General features: G+C 73.9%; 14 protein-coding genes and 1 riboswitch. Of the genes, 7 read left to right on the top strand and 7 right to left on the bottom strand.

Features of this window, described 5'->3' with window-relative positions:
- Nucleotides 1-46: 46 nt before the first annotated feature.
- A complete protein-coding gene (locus tag QRN56_RS07300; protein ID WP_285102144.1) occupies nucleotides 47-1,024 on the top strand; it encodes an alpha/beta hydrolase in 978 nt (325 codons plus the stop codon).
- Nucleotides 1,021-1,872: an SDR family NAD(P)-dependent oxidoreductase gene (locus tag QRN56_RS07295; protein ID WP_285102143.1), complete on the top strand. Its 852-nt coding sequence runs from the start codon at nucleotides 1,021-1,023 to the stop codon at nucleotides 1,870-1,872. Before QRN56_RS07300 ends, QRN56_RS07295 begins: the two co-directional genes overlap by 4 nt.
- Here QRN56_RS07295 and QRN56_RS07290 read toward each other — a convergent pair.
- The gene (locus QRN56_RS07290; protein WP_285102142.1) at nucleotides 1,836-2,507 is read right to left on the bottom strand and encodes an HAD-IA family hydrolase; all 672 of its coding nucleotides are present in this window, start codon (nucleotides 2,505-2,507) and stop codon (nucleotides 1,836-1,838) included. The two genes, QRN56_RS07295 and QRN56_RS07290, sit on opposite strands and share 37 nt — an antisense overlap.
- A gap of 61 nt (nucleotides 2,508-2,568) precedes the next feature.
- Nucleotides 2,569-4,926, bottom strand: coding sequence for a glycosyl hydrolase family 95 catalytic domain-containing protein (locus tag QRN56_RS07285; RefSeq protein WP_285102141.1), 2,358 nt, complete (start codon nucleotides 4,924-4,926; stop codon nucleotides 2,569-2,571).
- A gap of 146 nt (nucleotides 4,927-5,072) precedes the next feature.
- A riboswitch (TPP riboswitch) is annotated at nucleotides 5,073-5,181 on the top strand.
- Nucleotides 5,182-5,239: 58 nt separating this feature from the next.
- Between QRN56_RS07285 and QRN56_RS07280 the strand changes: the two genes are divergently transcribed.
- The 5 genes from QRN56_RS07280 (at nucleotide 5,240) to QRN56_RS07260 (ending at nucleotide 10,678) form a co-directional block, all read left to right on the top strand.
- A complete protein-coding gene (locus tag QRN56_RS07280) occupies nucleotides 5,240-5,902 on the top strand; it encodes a YkoF family thiamine/hydroxymethylpyrimidine-binding protein (protein ID WP_285102140.1) in 663 nt (220 codons plus the stop codon).
- A complete protein-coding gene (locus QRN56_RS07275; RefSeq protein ID WP_285102139.1) occupies nucleotides 5,895-6,521 on the top strand; it encodes an ECF transporter S component in 627 nt (208 codons plus the stop codon). Before QRN56_RS07280 ends, QRN56_RS07275 begins: the two co-directional genes overlap by 8 nt.
- Nucleotides 6,511-8,268 (top strand): ABC transporter ATP-binding protein, encoded by a 1,758-nt coding sequence (locus QRN56_RS07270; RefSeq protein WP_285102138.1) that lies wholly within the window; start codon nucleotides 6,511-6,513, stop codon nucleotides 8,266-8,268. The genes QRN56_RS07275 and QRN56_RS07270 overlap by 11 nt, the downstream gene beginning before the upstream one ends.
- Complete coding sequence (locus QRN56_RS07265) at nucleotides 8,265-9,008, top strand: energy-coupling factor transporter transmembrane component T family protein (protein ID WP_285102137.1); 744 nt, start codon at nucleotides 8,265-8,267, stop codon at nucleotides 9,006-9,008. Before QRN56_RS07270 ends, QRN56_RS07265 begins: the two co-directional genes overlap by 4 nt.
- Nucleotides 9,009-9,121: 113 nt before the next feature.
- Complete coding sequence (locus QRN56_RS07260) at nucleotides 9,122-10,678, top strand: glycosyltransferase family 39 protein (RefSeq protein WP_285102136.1); 1,557 nt, start codon at nucleotides 9,122-9,124, stop codon at nucleotides 10,676-10,678.
- A gap of 44 nt (nucleotides 10,679-10,722) precedes the next feature.
- Here the strand turns inward: QRN56_RS07260 and QRN56_RS07255 are convergent, their stop codons facing one another.
- The 5 genes from QRN56_RS07255 to QRN56_RS07235 form a co-directional block, all read right to left on the bottom strand.
- Nucleotides 10,723-11,535, bottom strand: a complete 813-nt coding sequence (locus QRN56_RS07255) for a GNAT family N-acetyltransferase (RefSeq protein ID WP_285102135.1) — start codon at nucleotides 11,533-11,535, stop codon at nucleotides 10,723-10,725.
- A 67-nt stretch (nucleotides 11,536-11,602) separates the two neighbouring features.
- Complete coding sequence (locus QRN56_RS07250) at nucleotides 11,603-12,544, bottom strand: RNA polymerase sigma factor (RefSeq protein ID WP_285102134.1); 942 nt, start codon at nucleotides 12,542-12,544, stop codon at nucleotides 11,603-11,605.
- A gap of 97 nt (nucleotides 12,545-12,641) precedes the next feature.
- On the bottom strand, nucleotides 12,642-13,508 hold the full coding sequence (locus tag QRN56_RS07245) for a universal stress protein (RefSeq protein ID WP_285102133.1): 867 nt from the start codon (nucleotides 13,506-13,508) through the stop codon (nucleotides 12,642-12,644).
- 52 nt (nucleotides 13,509-13,560) lie between these two features.
- A complete protein-coding gene (locus QRN56_RS07240) occupies nucleotides 13,561-14,061 on the bottom strand; it encodes a flavodoxin family protein (RefSeq protein WP_285102132.1) in 501 nt (166 codons plus the stop codon).
- Between the two features lie 8 nt (nucleotides 14,062-14,069).
- On the bottom strand, nucleotides 14,070-15,383 hold the full coding sequence (locus QRN56_RS07235; RefSeq protein ID WP_285102131.1) for a wax ester/triacylglycerol synthase domain-containing protein: 1,314 nt from the start codon (nucleotides 15,381-15,383) through the stop codon (nucleotides 14,070-14,072).
- Between the last annotated feature and the right edge of the window lie 29 nt (nucleotides 15,384-15,412).

The following is a 15,412-nucleotide window of genomic DNA, read 5'->3' as shown; positions in this document are numbered from 1 at the left end:
GGTCGAGCCCGCCGACGATCCGAACCCTTACCGAGAGGAACATGCCATGACGACCACCCGCCCCGAGATCGATCCCGAGCTGCGTCCGCTGCTCGACCTCCTGCCCGCCGCGACCCTGACCACCGGCACGCTGCCGCAGGTGCGCGACCTCGCCGCGCCCACGGCGGAGAGCGTCGAGAGCCTGCTCACCGCCGGGCGGACCGTCGGCCGGCGCGACGTCGGCGTCACCGCGCCGGACGGGACGCCGGTCCCGCTCACCGTCCTGAGCCCACCGGGCCTGGACCGCTCGACCCCCGTGCCCTGCGTCTTCTGGGTGCACGGCGGCGGGATGGTGATGGGGGACCGGTTCTCGAACATCGACATCCCGCTGGAGTGGCTCGACCAGCTCGGTGTCGTGGTGGTGACCGTGGACTACCGGCTGGCGCCGGAGGCGACCGGCACGACCCTGGTAGAGGACTGCTACCGGGGGCTGACCTGGGTCGCCGAGCATGCCGCCGACCTGGGTGTGGACCCGGCCCGGCTCGTCGTGGCGGGGACCAGCGCGGGAGGCGGCCTCGCCGCCGGGCTCGCCCTGCTCGCGCGGGATCGCGGGACGCCCGCCGTCGCCGCGCAGGTGCTGGTCTGCCCCATGCTCGACCATCGCAACGACTCCGGCTCGAGCCACCAGTTCGCCGCCGGCCCCGCCACGTGGAGCCGGGCGATGAACGCGTTCGGCTGGCAGGCCGTGCTGGGCGAGGGGCACGCGACCGAGGTGTCGCAGTACGTGTCGCCGGCCCGCGCCGACGACCTGTCCGGCCTGCCGCCCACCTACGTCGACGTCGGCTCGGCCGAGGTGTTCCGGGACGAGGACGTCAGCTACGCGAGCCGCATCTGGGCGGCCGGAGGCCACGCGGAGCTGCACGTGTGGGCCGGCGGCTTCCACGGCTTCGACGCGCTCGTGCCCGGGGCGCGGGTCTCGGCGGCAGCGCGGCGGACACGGACCGAGTGGCTCGGCCGGGTGCTGGGAACGAGGAACGCCTCATGAGGGCGCGGGAGGCGCACTGGGGCACGGTCGTCCTCACGGGCGCCACGAGCGGGATCGGTGAGGCGACGGCGCGGCGGCTCGCCGGCCGGGCCGACGAGCTGATCGTGCAGGGGCCGGAGCCGGAGGACGAGGTCGCCGGGGTGCTGGCGGGGATCCGCGCGTCCGGCAGCGCGCACGTCCGGTACCTGTCGGTCGACTTCACGAGCCTCACGGCCGTGGCCGAGGCCGCTCGCGCCGTCCGCGAGGCGGTGTCGACCGTGGACCTGCTGATCAACGACGCCGGTGTGCCCGGCGCTCCCGAGCGGCTGGTCACGGCGGACGGGTTCGAGCGGACGCTGCAGGTCAACGCCCTCGCGCCCGCCCTGTTCACCCGTCTGCTGGCCCCCTCCCTCGCCGAGGGCGCGCGCATCGTCAACGTCGGGTCGTCGGCCCACCGTGTCGCCGATCTCGACCTCGCCGACCCCGACCTGGTGGCCGGGTACACCCCGGTCACCGCGTACTCGCGGGCGAAGCTGGCGATGGTGACCTGGTCCTCGCTCCTGGCCAAGGAGTTCGGCTCCGAGCCCGTCACGGTCGTCGCGCTGTGCCCGGGCCTGAACGAGACGCCGCTCAGCGCGGCCATGGCGGGGCCGATCGGGGGGCCGCCGACGGTGGGCGCGGAGCGCGTGCTCTTCGCGGCGGCCGCCGACGTCCCCTCCGGCTCCTACCTGGAGGGTGACCGGGTGGTCCCGACGAGCGCGGCGTCGCGCGATCCCCGCAACCGCAGGCGGCTCGCGGAGCTGTACCTGGAGCGGCTGCCGCGGTTCGCGTCCTACCGGCCAGGGCGGCGGACCGGTTCGACCTCGTGACCCTCGGCGGGGACGATTCCGTCGCGGGTCCAGCGCACCGCGGTGAGATCGGGGACGACGACGTCGGCTCCCAGCTCGACGGTCGGGTCGCCGATGCCGAGAACGGCACCGACGCCCGCCGCCCGCGCCGAGCGGATGCCGTTGGCGCTGTCCTCGAGCACGACGCACTCCGCGGGGGACATCCCGAGCAGCCGTGCCGCACGAAGATAGGGGTCGGGCGCGGGTTTGCCCGCGGCGACGTCCTCGGCCGCCACGAGCACGTCGGGCAGCGGGATGCCGGCCGCGGACAGGCGGGCGACCGCCAGGTCCCGGGACGCCGACGTGACGACCGCACGCAGGTGTCCCGGGACGGAGGCGACGAACTCGGTCGCGCCCTTGATCGCCACGGTCCGGTCAGCGGTCTCGAGCTCCAGGGCATCGATCTCGGCCGTCGCAGGATCGACCTCGTCGTCGGGCAGGAACCGGGCCACGGTCTCCCGAGACCTGCGCCCGTGCACGTCGGCCAGCACCGCACGAGGGTCGAGCCGGTGACGAACCGCCCACGTGCGCCAGGCCGCCTCGCCCGCGGCCTTGGAGTCCACCAGCACGCCGTCGTTGTCGAACAGGACGGCTGCGGCATGCAGGACGGGGCGCATCGGACAGCTCCTCGGGGACGGCGGAACAGCGGTGGATCGTCCCGAGCCTACGGGCCCGCCGTCAGGGCCGGACCGTGATCGACTGCCCGTGGCGCAGCCTGACGTGCCGCCGCCAGGTCCCGGCGCGCACCTCCGTCTCGGTCCCGCCGACGCTGCGGATGGTCGCCTGCGTGACCTGTCCCCGACGCCAGGCGACGTCGACCTCGAACCCGCCGCGGGCGCCGACGCCGGTGACGCTGCCGCGGTCCGCCCAGGCCGCGGGCAGCGCGGGCAGCAGCTCGATGACGCCGGGGCGGGAGTAGAGGACCATCTCCAGGGCGGCGGCCGCGCCCCCGAGGTTGGCGTCGATCTGGAAGATCGTGTAGCTGCCCTGGCTGTACATGTCGAAGAAGTTCGGGGCCGTGCCGTTGCCGTTGTCCACCGACGGGCGCAGCACCGTCAGGTAGAGCTGGTACGCCTTGTCGGCGTCCTTGAGCCGGGACCAGCACAGCGACCGCCAGGCGCACGCCCAGCCGTAGCTGTCCGTGCCCCGGGCCGTGAGCAGGTTCCGGACGCCGTCGATCAGGTCGGCCGGGCTCGTGTCCGTGGCGATCCGGTCGCCCGGGTAGAAACCGACCAGCGGCGAGAGGTGCCGGTGGGTGACCTCGCCCAGGTTCGCGGGGCTCATCCACTCCTGGAGCCAGCCTGTCTCCGGGCTGACCTCGGGCAGGTGGAGCCGGGCCTGGAGGTCCGCGAGCTCGGCGGCGAGGGCGGCGTCCCGCCCCAGGCGGCGCGCTGCGACCTGCACCTGCTGGAACAGGTCCCAGGCCAGCTCCTGGCCGTAGGTGGTGCCGCGAGCGTCGGGGCCGTGCTCGGGCGACCAGGCCGTGTCGTCGACGAGCACCTCGCGCGGGGCGCCGCTCGGGCCCGTCACGGTGACGGTGACCAGCCGTGCCCGCCAGAACTCGGCCGCACCCCGCAGCACCGGGTAGATCTTCTCGAGGTAGGCCTGGTCCTGGCTGTACTCGTAGTGGCGCCACAGCGTGCTGCACAGCCAGGCGTTGCCGGCCGGGTGCCACGCCCAGCCGCTGCCGCCGTAGATGTTCGTGGAGAAGGCGATGGCCCAGCCCGCGATCTCGCCGCTGGAGTTCCGGAACCGGTTGCGCGGGTCGTTGTAGAGCCGGCCGGTCACGTCGGTCCAGACCGGGAGCTGTGCGACGCAGTAGTCGGCGAGAGGGACCGCGCACTCGCCGAGCCCGGCGGGATCGGCGAGCCAGTAGTTCATCTGGATGTTGATGTCGGTGTGGTAGTCCGCGTACCAGTCCGGTGTGTTGTTGTGGACCCACACGCCCTGCAGGTTCATGGGCAGCCGGTCGCGCGAGCCGGTGATGGTCAGGTAGCGCCCGTACTGCACGTACGCGGCCTCGAGCTCCGGGTCGGGTACGTCGGGGTCGGCGTGCCGGGCGGTCAGCCGGGACCACGAGTCCAGCTCCCGCTGGGCCGTGGTGGAGTCGCCCAGGTCGATCGACATGCGCCCGTACAGACGCCGGTAGTCGGCGACGTGCGTGGCCCGCAGCCGGTGCCCGGCAACACGGGCGCCGGCGGTGACCTTCTCGACGGCCAGCGCGAGCGGGTCGGCCGACGGGTCGCGGAAGTCGCGGGCGGCGTCCGGCACGTAGTCGGTGCCCGCGCACACCACGATCAGCAGGTCCGTGCAGTCCTCGAACGACAGCACGCCGCCGTCGGCAGCCACCCGTCCGGTGGTGCTCACCGCAGTCACCGCCGCCGCGTGGCGCAGCCCGTTGCCGAGCGCCCCCGCGAAGGACAGGTGCCGCCCGGCGGCGGACGTCGTCTCCCCGTGGGTACCGTCCAGCGCGATGGTGCCGGTCAGGGGTCCGCCGGTCAGCCGGATCACCACGACGTCGTCGGGATGGCTGGCGTAGGCCTCGCGACGGAAGCGCCGGCCGCCGTGGCGATAGGTGGCGGACACGACCCCGTTGGCGAGGTCGAGCTCGCGCCGGTAGTCGCCGACCGCGTCACCGCTGTGCGCGGGGACCGCGACGCGCACCTTCGCGAGGAGCCCGAAGCTGCCGAAGTCGTCACGACCGTACGGCAGCTGCCCGTCGTCGAGCAGGACGTCGTTGCGTCCGCCGGTCCAGAACGAGCCGTCGGTCAGGTAGAGCGCGTCGTCGCCGGGGCCGCCGGTGACCAGGCCCCCGAGCCGGCCGTTGCCGATCGGCAGGCCCTCCTCGATGATCCGGTCCTCCGCGGCCGGCTCCGGGTACCACAGCGTCGTGGCCGCCGACGGAGGCACTGCCGGGTCGGACTCCGGGCGCACGGGCGTGGCGTGCGCGGCGAAGGGGACCCCGCCGAGCGCGAGGCCCGCGCCGGCGGCGCCCGTCAGGCGCAGGAAGTCACGGCGACTTGATTCGAAGGTCATGGCAGGTGCTCCGTTCGTCATCGAGCGAGCTCAAACCAGGCGTCCGGGAACCTAGCACGAACAGGGGTGATAAACGGGCAAAACAGCCGAAGCGTCCAGGTGCTCAGCCGGAATGTCCAGGTGGTGTGACGGGTGCTGTTACGGTGAGCGCCGAGCACGGGAGTCCGGTATGCCGGGCTGAGAGGGAGTAATCGAACTCCGACCGTTGAACCTGATCCGGATCATGCCGGCGCAGGGAGCGACCTCAGGACGTGGCCGTACCGGTCCCGTCCTCCTGTGCCCGACGGACATCCGACGGACAGGGGAGGACCTCATGGCGGACCACGCCACCGTGACCGACGAGACCGCAGAGCTGCGCGGCGACCCGATGCGCTTCGGCGTCGGCGCGCGGATCACCGCCGCGGTGATGTCGGACGACTACGTCGACGTGATCCTGGGCGCGCTGCGGCAGGCCGACACCACAGGGCTGGTCGTCGAGACCGGCGACGTGAGCACCTACGTGGGCGGCGCCGAGGCCGACCTGCTGCGGTACGTGACCGACCTGACGGCCGGGATCGCGGCGTCGGGCAGGCACGCGGCGATCACCGTGCACCTGTCCCGGGGCTGCCCGGGCGAGGTGGTGTGCGAGCTGCCCGGCGGGGCCGGCCCGCGGGTCACCGAGGTGCCCCAGGGGCGCGACACCGGCCGGTTCGTCTCGGCCGAGTGGGCGCTGTACCCGCTGGCCGACGACGTCCGCGCGGACGTGACACCGGACCACATGCGCGACATCTACGCCGCGATCGAGCTGGCCAAGGACAACGGGACGTTCCGCGGCTCGCAGCACTTCGTCACCCGCCTGGAGGGCGACGCCGGACGGGTGCTCGCCAGTGCCTTCGCCGGCTGGGTCCTCGCGGGACGCACGGTGCAGCACGTCACCAGCCACCTCACCCTCTCGGTGAACAGCCCGAGCCATAGCGCGGCCGGCAACGATGAGTGAGCCGACGACGCGCCGCCGGGCGCGGCTGCCGCTGCGCGACATCGTGCTCATGGTGATGCTCGGCGTGGTGTTCGGATTCCTGTACTGGGCGCTCGTGCAGGCGTGGAACGGGCTCGCCGTGGCGATGGGACCGGCCGGCGACCTGGCCCAGCACCTGCTGCTGGGCGGCTGGCTCCTGGTGGCGCCGATCGCGGTCGCGATCATCCGCAAGCCGTTCGTGGGCATCATCGCCGAGGTGATCGCGTCCGTCGTCGAGGTGGTGTTCCTGGGTTCCCCGGTCGGGCCGCTCCTGCTGGTGGCCGCGGCGATCCAGGGCGCCGGCAGCGAGCTCCCGTTCGCGCTGACCCGCTACCGCCGGTTCGGGTGGGGTCTGTACGCGGCGTCGGGCCTGCTGGGCGCGGGCCTGGTCTTCGTGTGGTCCGCGTTCCGGTTCGGCTGGTACGGGCAGGACATCCTGGCGCTGCGCCTGGGGATGCAGCTCGTCTCGGGTCTCGTGCTGGGCGGCCTGCTCGCCAAGGTGATCGTCGACCGCCTGCACGGCACCGGCGTGCTCGACGAGTTCGCCATCGGCCGGGCGGACGCCGCGCTCCGCGGGCCCGTGGTGCGCCGTGAGCGCTGACACCGTCGTCGAGGCCACCGGCCTGGAGGCGGTGTACGGCACCGGCGACGGGGTGGGGCCCGTGGACCTGCGCATCGGTCCGGGGCAGAGCGTGCTCGTGCTCGGCCCGTCGGGGTCCGGCAAGTCCACCCTGCTGCGGATGCTGCACGGCGCGGTACCGCACGCCGTCCACGCGCAGGTGGACGGCACGGTGAGCGTCGCCGGCAGGTCCGTGGCCGGCACCGGGATCGCGGCGCTCGCCGACGTCGTGGGCGTCGTGGCCCAGGATCCGGAGTCCGGCGTCTGCCTCCCCGACGTGCTCGACGAGGTCGCGTTCCCGCTGGAGAACCTCGCCGTCGACCCCGCCGCGATCGGCCCGCTCGTGCGCACGGCGCTCGAACGGGCCGGGGCGGTGGCCCTGGCCGGGCGGGCCACGGCGGAGCTGTCGGGCGGGGAGCTGCAGCGCGTGGCGCTCGCCGCGGCGATCGCGCCCTCTCCGACCCTGCTGCTGCTCGACGAGCCGACCTCCATGCTCGACGCCGCCGGGATCGACGCCGTGCGGCGCGCGCTCGACGTCGTCCGGCGCACGACCGGCGCCGCCTGGGTGCTCGTGGAGCACCGGCTCGACGAGCTGGCGGGCGACGCCGGGGCGGAGGCCCTTCCGGAGCGCTGGATCGTGCTCGGCGCCGACGGGCGCGTCCGGCACGACGTCGCCGTCGGCGACCTCACCGTGCCGATGCTCCGGGACCTGGTCGGCGAGGGTTGCTGGCTCCCGCTCGACCTGGAGCTGGAGGCGCTCCTGGGGCGCCCGCGAGGTGCGCTTCTACCCAGCGATCACGCCCGGAAACAGCCTGATTCCGGGCGCGATGGCTGGGTAGAAGCGCACCTCGCGGGCGCGTCGCTGGCGGCCCGGCTGCTGCGGGAGCTCGGCGGGGTCGCCGTCGCGCCGGGTGCCCTGCCTGCGTCCGACGTCGCGTCCCGTCCTGCCCCGCACGACGGCCCGACCCTGCGCGCCCGCGGCCTGTCCGTGGTGCGCGGTCCCCGGGCCCGGCGCCGCGAGGTGCTGCGCGGAGTCGACCTGGAGCTCCACCCCGGGACCACGACGGCGCTGGTCGGGGCCAACGGCAGCGGCAAGTCCACGCTGCTGACCTGCCTCGCGGGCCTCGACCGGCCCGCCGCCGGCAGCGTGCACGGCCCCCGGGCCGGGCTCGTGTTCCAGAACCCGGAGCACCAGCTCACCGCCACGACCGTGCGCCAGGAGGTGGCGCACGGCCTGTCGCCCGACGCCGCGCCCCGGGTCGAGCGGGCCCTGGCGCGCTTCGGGCTCACCCGGCTCGCCGACCACAACCCCTACCGGCTCTCCGGCGGGCAGAAGCGCCGCCTCAGCCTTGCCGCGATGCTCGTGCACGAGCACCCGTTCCTGCTCGCCGACGAACCCGGCTTCGGCCTGGACCGGCACGCCTCGGTGGGCGTGCTCCGGGCGCTGCGCGACGCCGCGGCGGACGGCCGCGGCGTCCTGTTCTCCAGCCACGACCTGCGCGCCGTCGCGGGCTACGCCGACCGCGTCCTCGTGCTCGCGGACGGCGCACTGCTGGCCGACACGGCTCCGCTCGACCTGCTCCGCGACGAGGCACTGCTCGCGCGCGCGGGACTGCGCCCACCCGTCCTGCTCCGCCGGCTGGCGCACGAGGTGCGCGACGGCCGGGAGCTGGTCGAGGTGCTGCGAGCCATGGACGCCGCCGCTCTGGCGCTGGGCGTGGCCGCATGACGGCCGCCACCCCCTACCTGGGCCGTCGCAACCCGACGGTCAAGGCGGCGATCCTGCTGGCCGCCTCGCTCGCCATCCTCGGCTTCCTCGACCCGCGCCCGCTGCTGGGTCTCTACGCGCTCGCGGTCGCCGCGGTCGGGGTCGCAGGCCGCGTCCCGCCGCGCACCCTGGTGCTGGGCCAGGTGCCGTTCGTCGTGTTCGGCGTGGGGCTGGTCGCCGTCAACGGCCTCAGCCGGCCGGGCACCCCGATCGTGCCGGGATCGCCCGTCAGCGCCGAGGGGCTGACGGTCGGTGTCGCCCTCGCGCTGCGCGGCCTCGTCATCGGCGTGCTCACGATCGGGTTCCTGGCCTCCACGCCGCCACGCGACCTGATGGTGAGCCTGGTGCAGCACGCCCGGCTCAGCCCCCGGTACGCCTACCCGGTGCTGGCGGGCCACCGCATGCTCGCGGCGATGCCCGCGCGATGGGCCACGGTCCGGGCGGCGCAGGCGGTGCGTGCGCCCCTGCGGCGCGGGCGTCCCCGATTCGGCCTGTCCGACGCCGGGCGGGCCGCCTTCGCGCTGCTGGTCACCTCGATCCGGTCGGCCGAACGCATCGCGCTGGCGCTGGAGACCCGGGGCCTGGGTGAGCGCTCCCGTACCGTGTGGCGTCCCGTCCCGATCGGCCGGGGGGACGTCGTGCTCGCGCTGGTGGTGCTGGCCGCGTGGGTGGCGGCCGCGGTGGTGGACCTCGGCCTCTGACGTTCGGTTCGACCGGCCCTGGCCACGGAAACCTACCGGTCCTGCTTGGCCGGTGATTCCTGACCGCGCCGTTTCCTGGCGCGCCGCCCGGCGCCGTCGGTACGCTCCGGACCATGGCGGACGCGTCCGCACCACCCGACTCGCTCCGAGGCCCGGCGTACCCAGCCGAGGTCCGGCCCACCGGCCCGCGGCCCGCCGTGGCGTGGCGTCCTGTGGTCGCCGCGGTGCTGGTGCTCGGCGTGCTGCTGACCGCGACCAGCACGCAGTACGGGTATCACCGGGACGAGCTGTACTTCCGCATGCTGGAGCCGGCCTGGGGATACGTGGACCAGCCGCCCCTGACGCCGTGGCTGGCGCGGACCTTCGCCGAGCTGTTCGGCGACACGCTTCTCGTGATGCGCATCCCGGCGACGCTCGCGCACCTGGCCGCGATCGTCGTGATCGCGCTCGTCGCCCGTGAGCTGGGTGGGCGCGCGGGAGCGCAGGCGCTGGCCGCCTGGGGTTACGGGACGGCGGCGATCCCCGTGGCGTTCGGGCACACGCTGCTCACCTCGAGCCTGGACCTGGTCATGTGGCCGGCGGTCCTGCTGTGCGTGATCCGGGCCGTGCAGCGAGACCCCCGCTGGTGGCTCGCCGCCGGGCTGGTCACGGGCGTCGCGCTGTACAACAAGCTGCTGGTGGTGGCGCTGCTCGGCGGGATCCTGCTGGGGCTGATCGTCGGCTGGCCGTGGCGGATGCTGCACGGGTCCGCCCCCCCGGTCCGGTGGCCGCTCGCGACACTGTGGCCGTGGGCCGGCGCCGTCGTCGCACTCCTCGTGGGCCTGCCGAACCTGGTGTTCCAGGCCACGAACGGCTGGCCGCAGCTCGCGATGGGTGCGGCGCTGGGCGAGAACAACGCCGCCGACGTGCGCTCCGAGATGTGGCTGTTCCAGCTGCTCACGCTCGGCGTGCCGCTGACCCTGGTGTGGCTCGTGGGGCTGGTGTGGTTGTGGCGCCGTCGGCCCCTGCTGCGCTTCCTGGTGGTCGCCTACCCGGTGCTGCTCGCGTTCACCTGGGTGGCCGGGTCCCAGACGTACTACGCGACGGGCCTGCTGTCGGTGCTGTTCGCGGCGGGATGCGTGCCGATCGTGGACTGGGCCGGGACCGCCTGGCGGCGGGCGGTCGTCGTGACGGTAGCGCTGAACGCGGCGATATGCCTGGTCATCAGCCTGCCGCTGGTGCCGGTGGCGGTGCTGGGCAGCACGCCGGTCGCCGACATCAACTCCTCGGCGCAGGACGCCGTCGGCTGGCCCGCCTACGTCGGGCAGGTCGCAGACGTGTACGCGGCGCTCCCCGCGGAGGACCGCGACCGGACGGTCGTCCTGACGCAGAACTACGGCGAGGCCGGGGCCGTGGACCGGTACGGTCCCGACCTCGGGCTGCCCGCCGTGTACTCGGGGCACAACGAGCTATGGGAGTACGGGCCGCCCCCGGCGTCCTCGACCGTCGCCCTGGTCCTCACCGAGGCCCCCGGTGCCTGGGACCGCCGGTTCGAGGAGTGCGCGGTCCGGGGGCGGCTCGACAACGGCGTGGGCGTCGACAACGAGGAACAGGGCGTGTCGATCCTGGAGTGCCGCAGCCCGACGGGCGGCTGGGACGCCCTGTGGCCGGACCTGCGGCACCTGGACTGACCCGGAGCGGTCCCGGCCGGGCCGGCTCGGTGCCAGGCCTCGGTCTAGGCGCGCCAGCGCCAGTTCTGGCGTGCGTAGCGGACCTGCAGGCCGGCGCGCTGCAGGTTCGCCAGGGACTGGTTCAGCTCGCCCGGTGCGGGCGCGCCGGTCTCGGAGACCACCCAGGTGGCGCCGGCGGCACGCGCGGCGGCCAGGCGTGCGGCGATCAGCGCCGACTGGGCGCCGCGGCCACGATGGCCCGGCAGTGTCGCGCCGGAGTTCAGGGAGGCGACCGTGCCGTGCACGTAGAGGTTCGCGCCGGCCACGATCGTGTCGCCGTCCCAGGCGGCGAACGGGGTGGCGGCAGGGTGCCGCACGCTCTCGGCGATCATCGCGACCATGGCGGCGTTCTCCATGTCGAAGGCACGGGAGACGACGGAGGCCCACTCGTGCGCGTCGGCCTCGCCGACCGGTCCCACCCGCAGGTCGGTGCGGGCCTCGGCCCGGACGTCGGCGATCGGCGCCGCCAGCTTCAGCCATGATCCCGCTGACCGCAGCCCGTGGGCGTCCTGGATCTGCGCCCAGTCGCGCGGCAGCACCGACGGCGCCACCTGGATGACGGCGGTGGGCGTGCCCTGTTCGCGGTAGAAGGCGACGACCCGGTCGACCAGCTCGTGCGTGACGGGTTCCGCGAACCCGAACCCGAGCGCCTTGCTCCAGTAGTCGAACGGGTCGAGGCGGGCGGACAGCACCACGCCGCCGCCCATCCGGGTCGTCGCGATCCCGAGCCCCTCCTGTGCGAGGGCCGGCGCGTTCGTCTCGTAGCGGTACATCATCTCGGCCTCGACGCTCTCCGCGAGCTCGGTCGGGTCCGTCATCCGTGTGTTCACACCTTCACGATGCTCGGCGGCGTCAGGAAGTTCGGCGCGAGGAGAGTGACGTCCGTCACTCCCTCGGGCGGTGGAACAGGTGGGCCCGTCGGACCAGGCCGTCCTCCAGGCGCAGGACCCACAGTGCGCCGGGCGGGCAGTGCTCCGGGTCCTGAGGCGGGTTGAGCAGCTCGATCTCCCACAGGGCGAGGTCATGACCAGCCACGACGTCGGCGAGCCGATGACGCACGCCGTCGGCGACGTCCGCCGCCATGGCCCGCAGGATGTAGTCGTGCCCCGTCGTGGTGTGCCCGCGTGGCCACGTCGACTCCACGAGCGGCGACCACCACTCGCCCAGCGCCGAGCCGAACTCGCCCCGGTCGGCCGCCGCCAGCATCTCGGCGGCCTCGCCACGACGGGCGCGGGTCACGGCGGCGACGTCGTCGTGCGCGGCCTCGGCGGTGGCGAGCAACGCGTTCGCGAGGCGCCGCCGAGCCTCCGCGAGCCGGCTGCGGACCGTGCCGACGGGGATCTGAAGGGTCGTCGCGATGTCGCTGTAGGCCGGCAGCCCGCCGAGGTGCCGCAGGACCAGCGTCAGGCGCAGGTCCGTGGGCAGCTCGCCGAGAGCGGCCCACAACCAGTCGCGACTGGCGTACCGGTCCAGCAGGTCCGCGGGGTCCGGCTCGATGCTCGGGAGCCGGTCCGCGTGCTGCTCGTCCAGGGGCAGGTCGGACCGCGCCCGCCGCCGCATCCTGCAGGCGTTGCGCACGACGGACCTGAGCCACGGCCCTGCCGCGTCCACGTCCCGCAGGTCGTCGATCCGCAGCAGGGCCACGAGCGCGGCCTCCTGGACGGCGTCCTCGGCGTCCGGGACGTGACCCAGCACGCTGGTCGCGACCGCGAGCATGGCGGGTCGGTGCCGTGCCAGGAGGAGACCGACCGCACTCGTCTCGCCGCCCCGCGCGGCACGGACCAGGTCCCCGTCGGACGGGGCGCCGGGAGGGTGGGTCTTCAACACCTGGCCGATGGTAGAGGACTGGCCCCTAGGGTAGCCGGCCTTCCCTCGCGGCCCTCGTGCTTGCCTCCGCCGGCACCATGGGGCCGGACGGAGCGGGTCAGTCCTGCTGATGAGCCACGATCACGGGGTTGCGCGACCGCCGGAGAACGGCGTCCGCGACGGAGTACCGGAGCCGCCCGACCGTCGGAGCGTGAGGCTGCCCACCGAGGACGGCCAGGTCGTCCGGCCGGAGCTCGTCGAGGATGGCATCCACCGTGTTGCCGCTCGTGAAGACGACCGTCCGGGACACCGTGGGGTACTTCTCGGACCACCGGGTGACCTGTCGCCGCACGCTCTCCCGCTCGGTCTCCGGGTACCCCGTGCCCGGCATGCCGAGGTCAAGGCCTGCCGCGGGGTCTGGCTCCATCACGTGCACCGCCACCAGCGGACAGGCACGCTGCTGCGCCTCCGCGAAGCCCAGGTCGAGCTGAGGGGCGGCGTCGTCGCTGCTCACGCCGACCACCACCCGGCCCGGTTCGCCGGCCTCCGCCCCGGCCGGGATCACGGCCACGGGACCGTGCGCCGAGGCCGCGAGCGATCCCGACACCGAGCCGAGCACCGCCCGGTCCAGCGCACCGAGTCCGCGTCGGCCGACGACCACCAGGTCGGCAGACCTGGACCGCCGAACAAGCAGGTAGGCCGGTTCGCCGTGCACGATCTGCTCCTCGACCGTGTGGCCGCCGGGGTGCGCGTCGTCCAGCCGGGTGACCGCGCGCTCGACGGCGTCGAGGGCGTCCGCGCGCAGGTCCGTGACGCTGACGCCCAGGGTGGCGGTCGTGTTCGACGGCGGGGTGACGTAGGCGCTCAGCACAGTGAGCCGCGCCCCGTGCCGGTCGGCTGTCAGCGCCGCCCAGTCGACGGCTGCCATGCTGTGGGCGGAGCCGTCGACCCCGACGACGATGCCGCGGTACCAGGCGTTACGCATGTTCATCTCCTCGGAACCGCATCTCACGACGTCCGGGCGCCTGCGGTATATGTCATCTCACGGCCTGGCCGAGCGAGCGACCCCACTCGCGGGCCCGATCGAGCTCGCCGTCCACGAGTACGTTCTTCGTGGTCACGAGGAAGCACTCGGAATCGGCGACCGGACGTGAGTGGAGGCGCCGGATCCGTCGCTCGATCCCCGCCGAGGCATCGCCGGCGAAGATACGCGGGATGTCCACGCGTGTGCCGAATGCGGCCCAAGCGGCCGGCGGGGTGGAGAGGGACTCGATCCACTCCCGCACCCCGGGCTTGGCGGCGCCGGGTTCGAGGACGAGATGCTGGTCTGGGTCGGCCGCCCATCTCGCCGCATCCTCCCTCGACGACGCCTGCGGCAGGGTGTGCGCATGGGTGGGCGCACCGATCACCACCAGGTCGACCGCCAGATCGGGACCCGCAGACGCCGGTTCCACGCGGACATCGGTCAGGTCCGAGAGGCCGTCACCGATCGCCTGGGCGATCTGGCGGGTGTTCCCGAACATCGACTCGTACAGCACGACAGCAGTCATGACGCATCCCTTTCGAAGTGAGCCTTCCTGGAACGGTCGTCCAGGCACGCGAGCTCGTTCTGCATGGCTGCTGCGAACGCGGCACCAGGCACATTCCGCGCGTCGAAGTGAACCCCGCAGCGCAGGCGGCCGGCATACGACGTCGCTGCGACGCCGATCCGAACGTTGGCCGCGAGCACCGCGACCGGCCAGATGGCCGTGATGGGCGCGCCCGCGAGGCGCATCGTCTCGGCGGGGCCGGGCACGTTCGTCACGAAGCCGGCGACGAGGTGCTGCCGATGGCCGACGCCGTCCATGAGGCGCGCACCGAGAGGACCGCGCATCAGCTCGAGCGTGCCTTGTTGACGCGCGCGCACCTTCTCGGCCATCGTCCGAGCGGCGATGAGCCGGAGCCGGTCATCCGGTCCGGTCCCGGCGAGGGGGAGCCTCACCAGCATGACCCCGACCTGGTTGCTCGCCGACCCATGCCGCCGCAGAGCGACCGGCGACGAGACGGCCAGCGTCGCAGGGACCTGCTCGCCCGCGGCGCGGAGTGCGGCTTCGAAGCCCGCCGCGACGGAGGCGAGCAGTGCGTCGTTGACCGTCGCGCCGAACGAGCGCGCCCGCGACGTGAGCGCGCCCAGATCGACGTCGACGAGAGCCACACCCCGGTTCGGGCTCCGTTCGCCGAGCAACACCGTGGGCGGGACTCCTCGACCGCTGATCGTCGTCAGGACTCGCCGCAGCCCGAACCCGAGCCTACGGACCCGCCGCGCCGACTCCCCGGCTCGCCCGGATCGCCCATGGTCCGTCGGCGCGTCGACGGGAACGTCTCCCGAGAGGGTTCGCCGTTCTTCGGGGTTGAAGAGCTCGTGCACCAGCGCGACTGCCGACATCCCGTCGGCGATCGCGTGGTGGATCCGCAGGATGAAGGCGGCATCCGTCAGGTCGCCGCCCGGCACGAGCAGAAGCTCCCACAGCGGACGGTCGCGGGCGAGCGGAACGGTCATCAGCTCACCGCATCGTCGTTCGAGCGCCACGACTGCCTCCTCGGCCTCGACGAGCCGGACATGGTGCTCCAGGTCGGGTGGCACCTCGGCCCACGCGTGCCCCCGCCCCGCGGGGACCGCCACGCGACGGAGCGACGGCAGTCGGCTGATCCGCGACTGCAGTGCGGTGCGAAGGGCCGGGAGGTCAAGGACTCCGTCGTCTCCGACGAAGCCGCCGTGCGTCAGGAGGCCCGCCACCAGGAACACGTTGACCTGGCCCGAGTGATCGAGCACGAGATTGGCCTCGTCGGCCGGGGCGAGGCGTGGCATCGAGGTGCGCACCTGTCGACGGTCACCGGCCCTTCGTCGCG

The sequence above is a fragment of the Promicromonospora sp. MEB111 genome (assembly GCF_030209445.1).
Lineage (GTDB): Bacteria > Actinomycetota > Actinomycetes > Actinomycetales > Cellulomonadaceae > Promicromonospora.
Note: the sequence above shows the minus strand (reverse complement) of the source record. Positions and strands in the feature narration are given on the sequence as shown.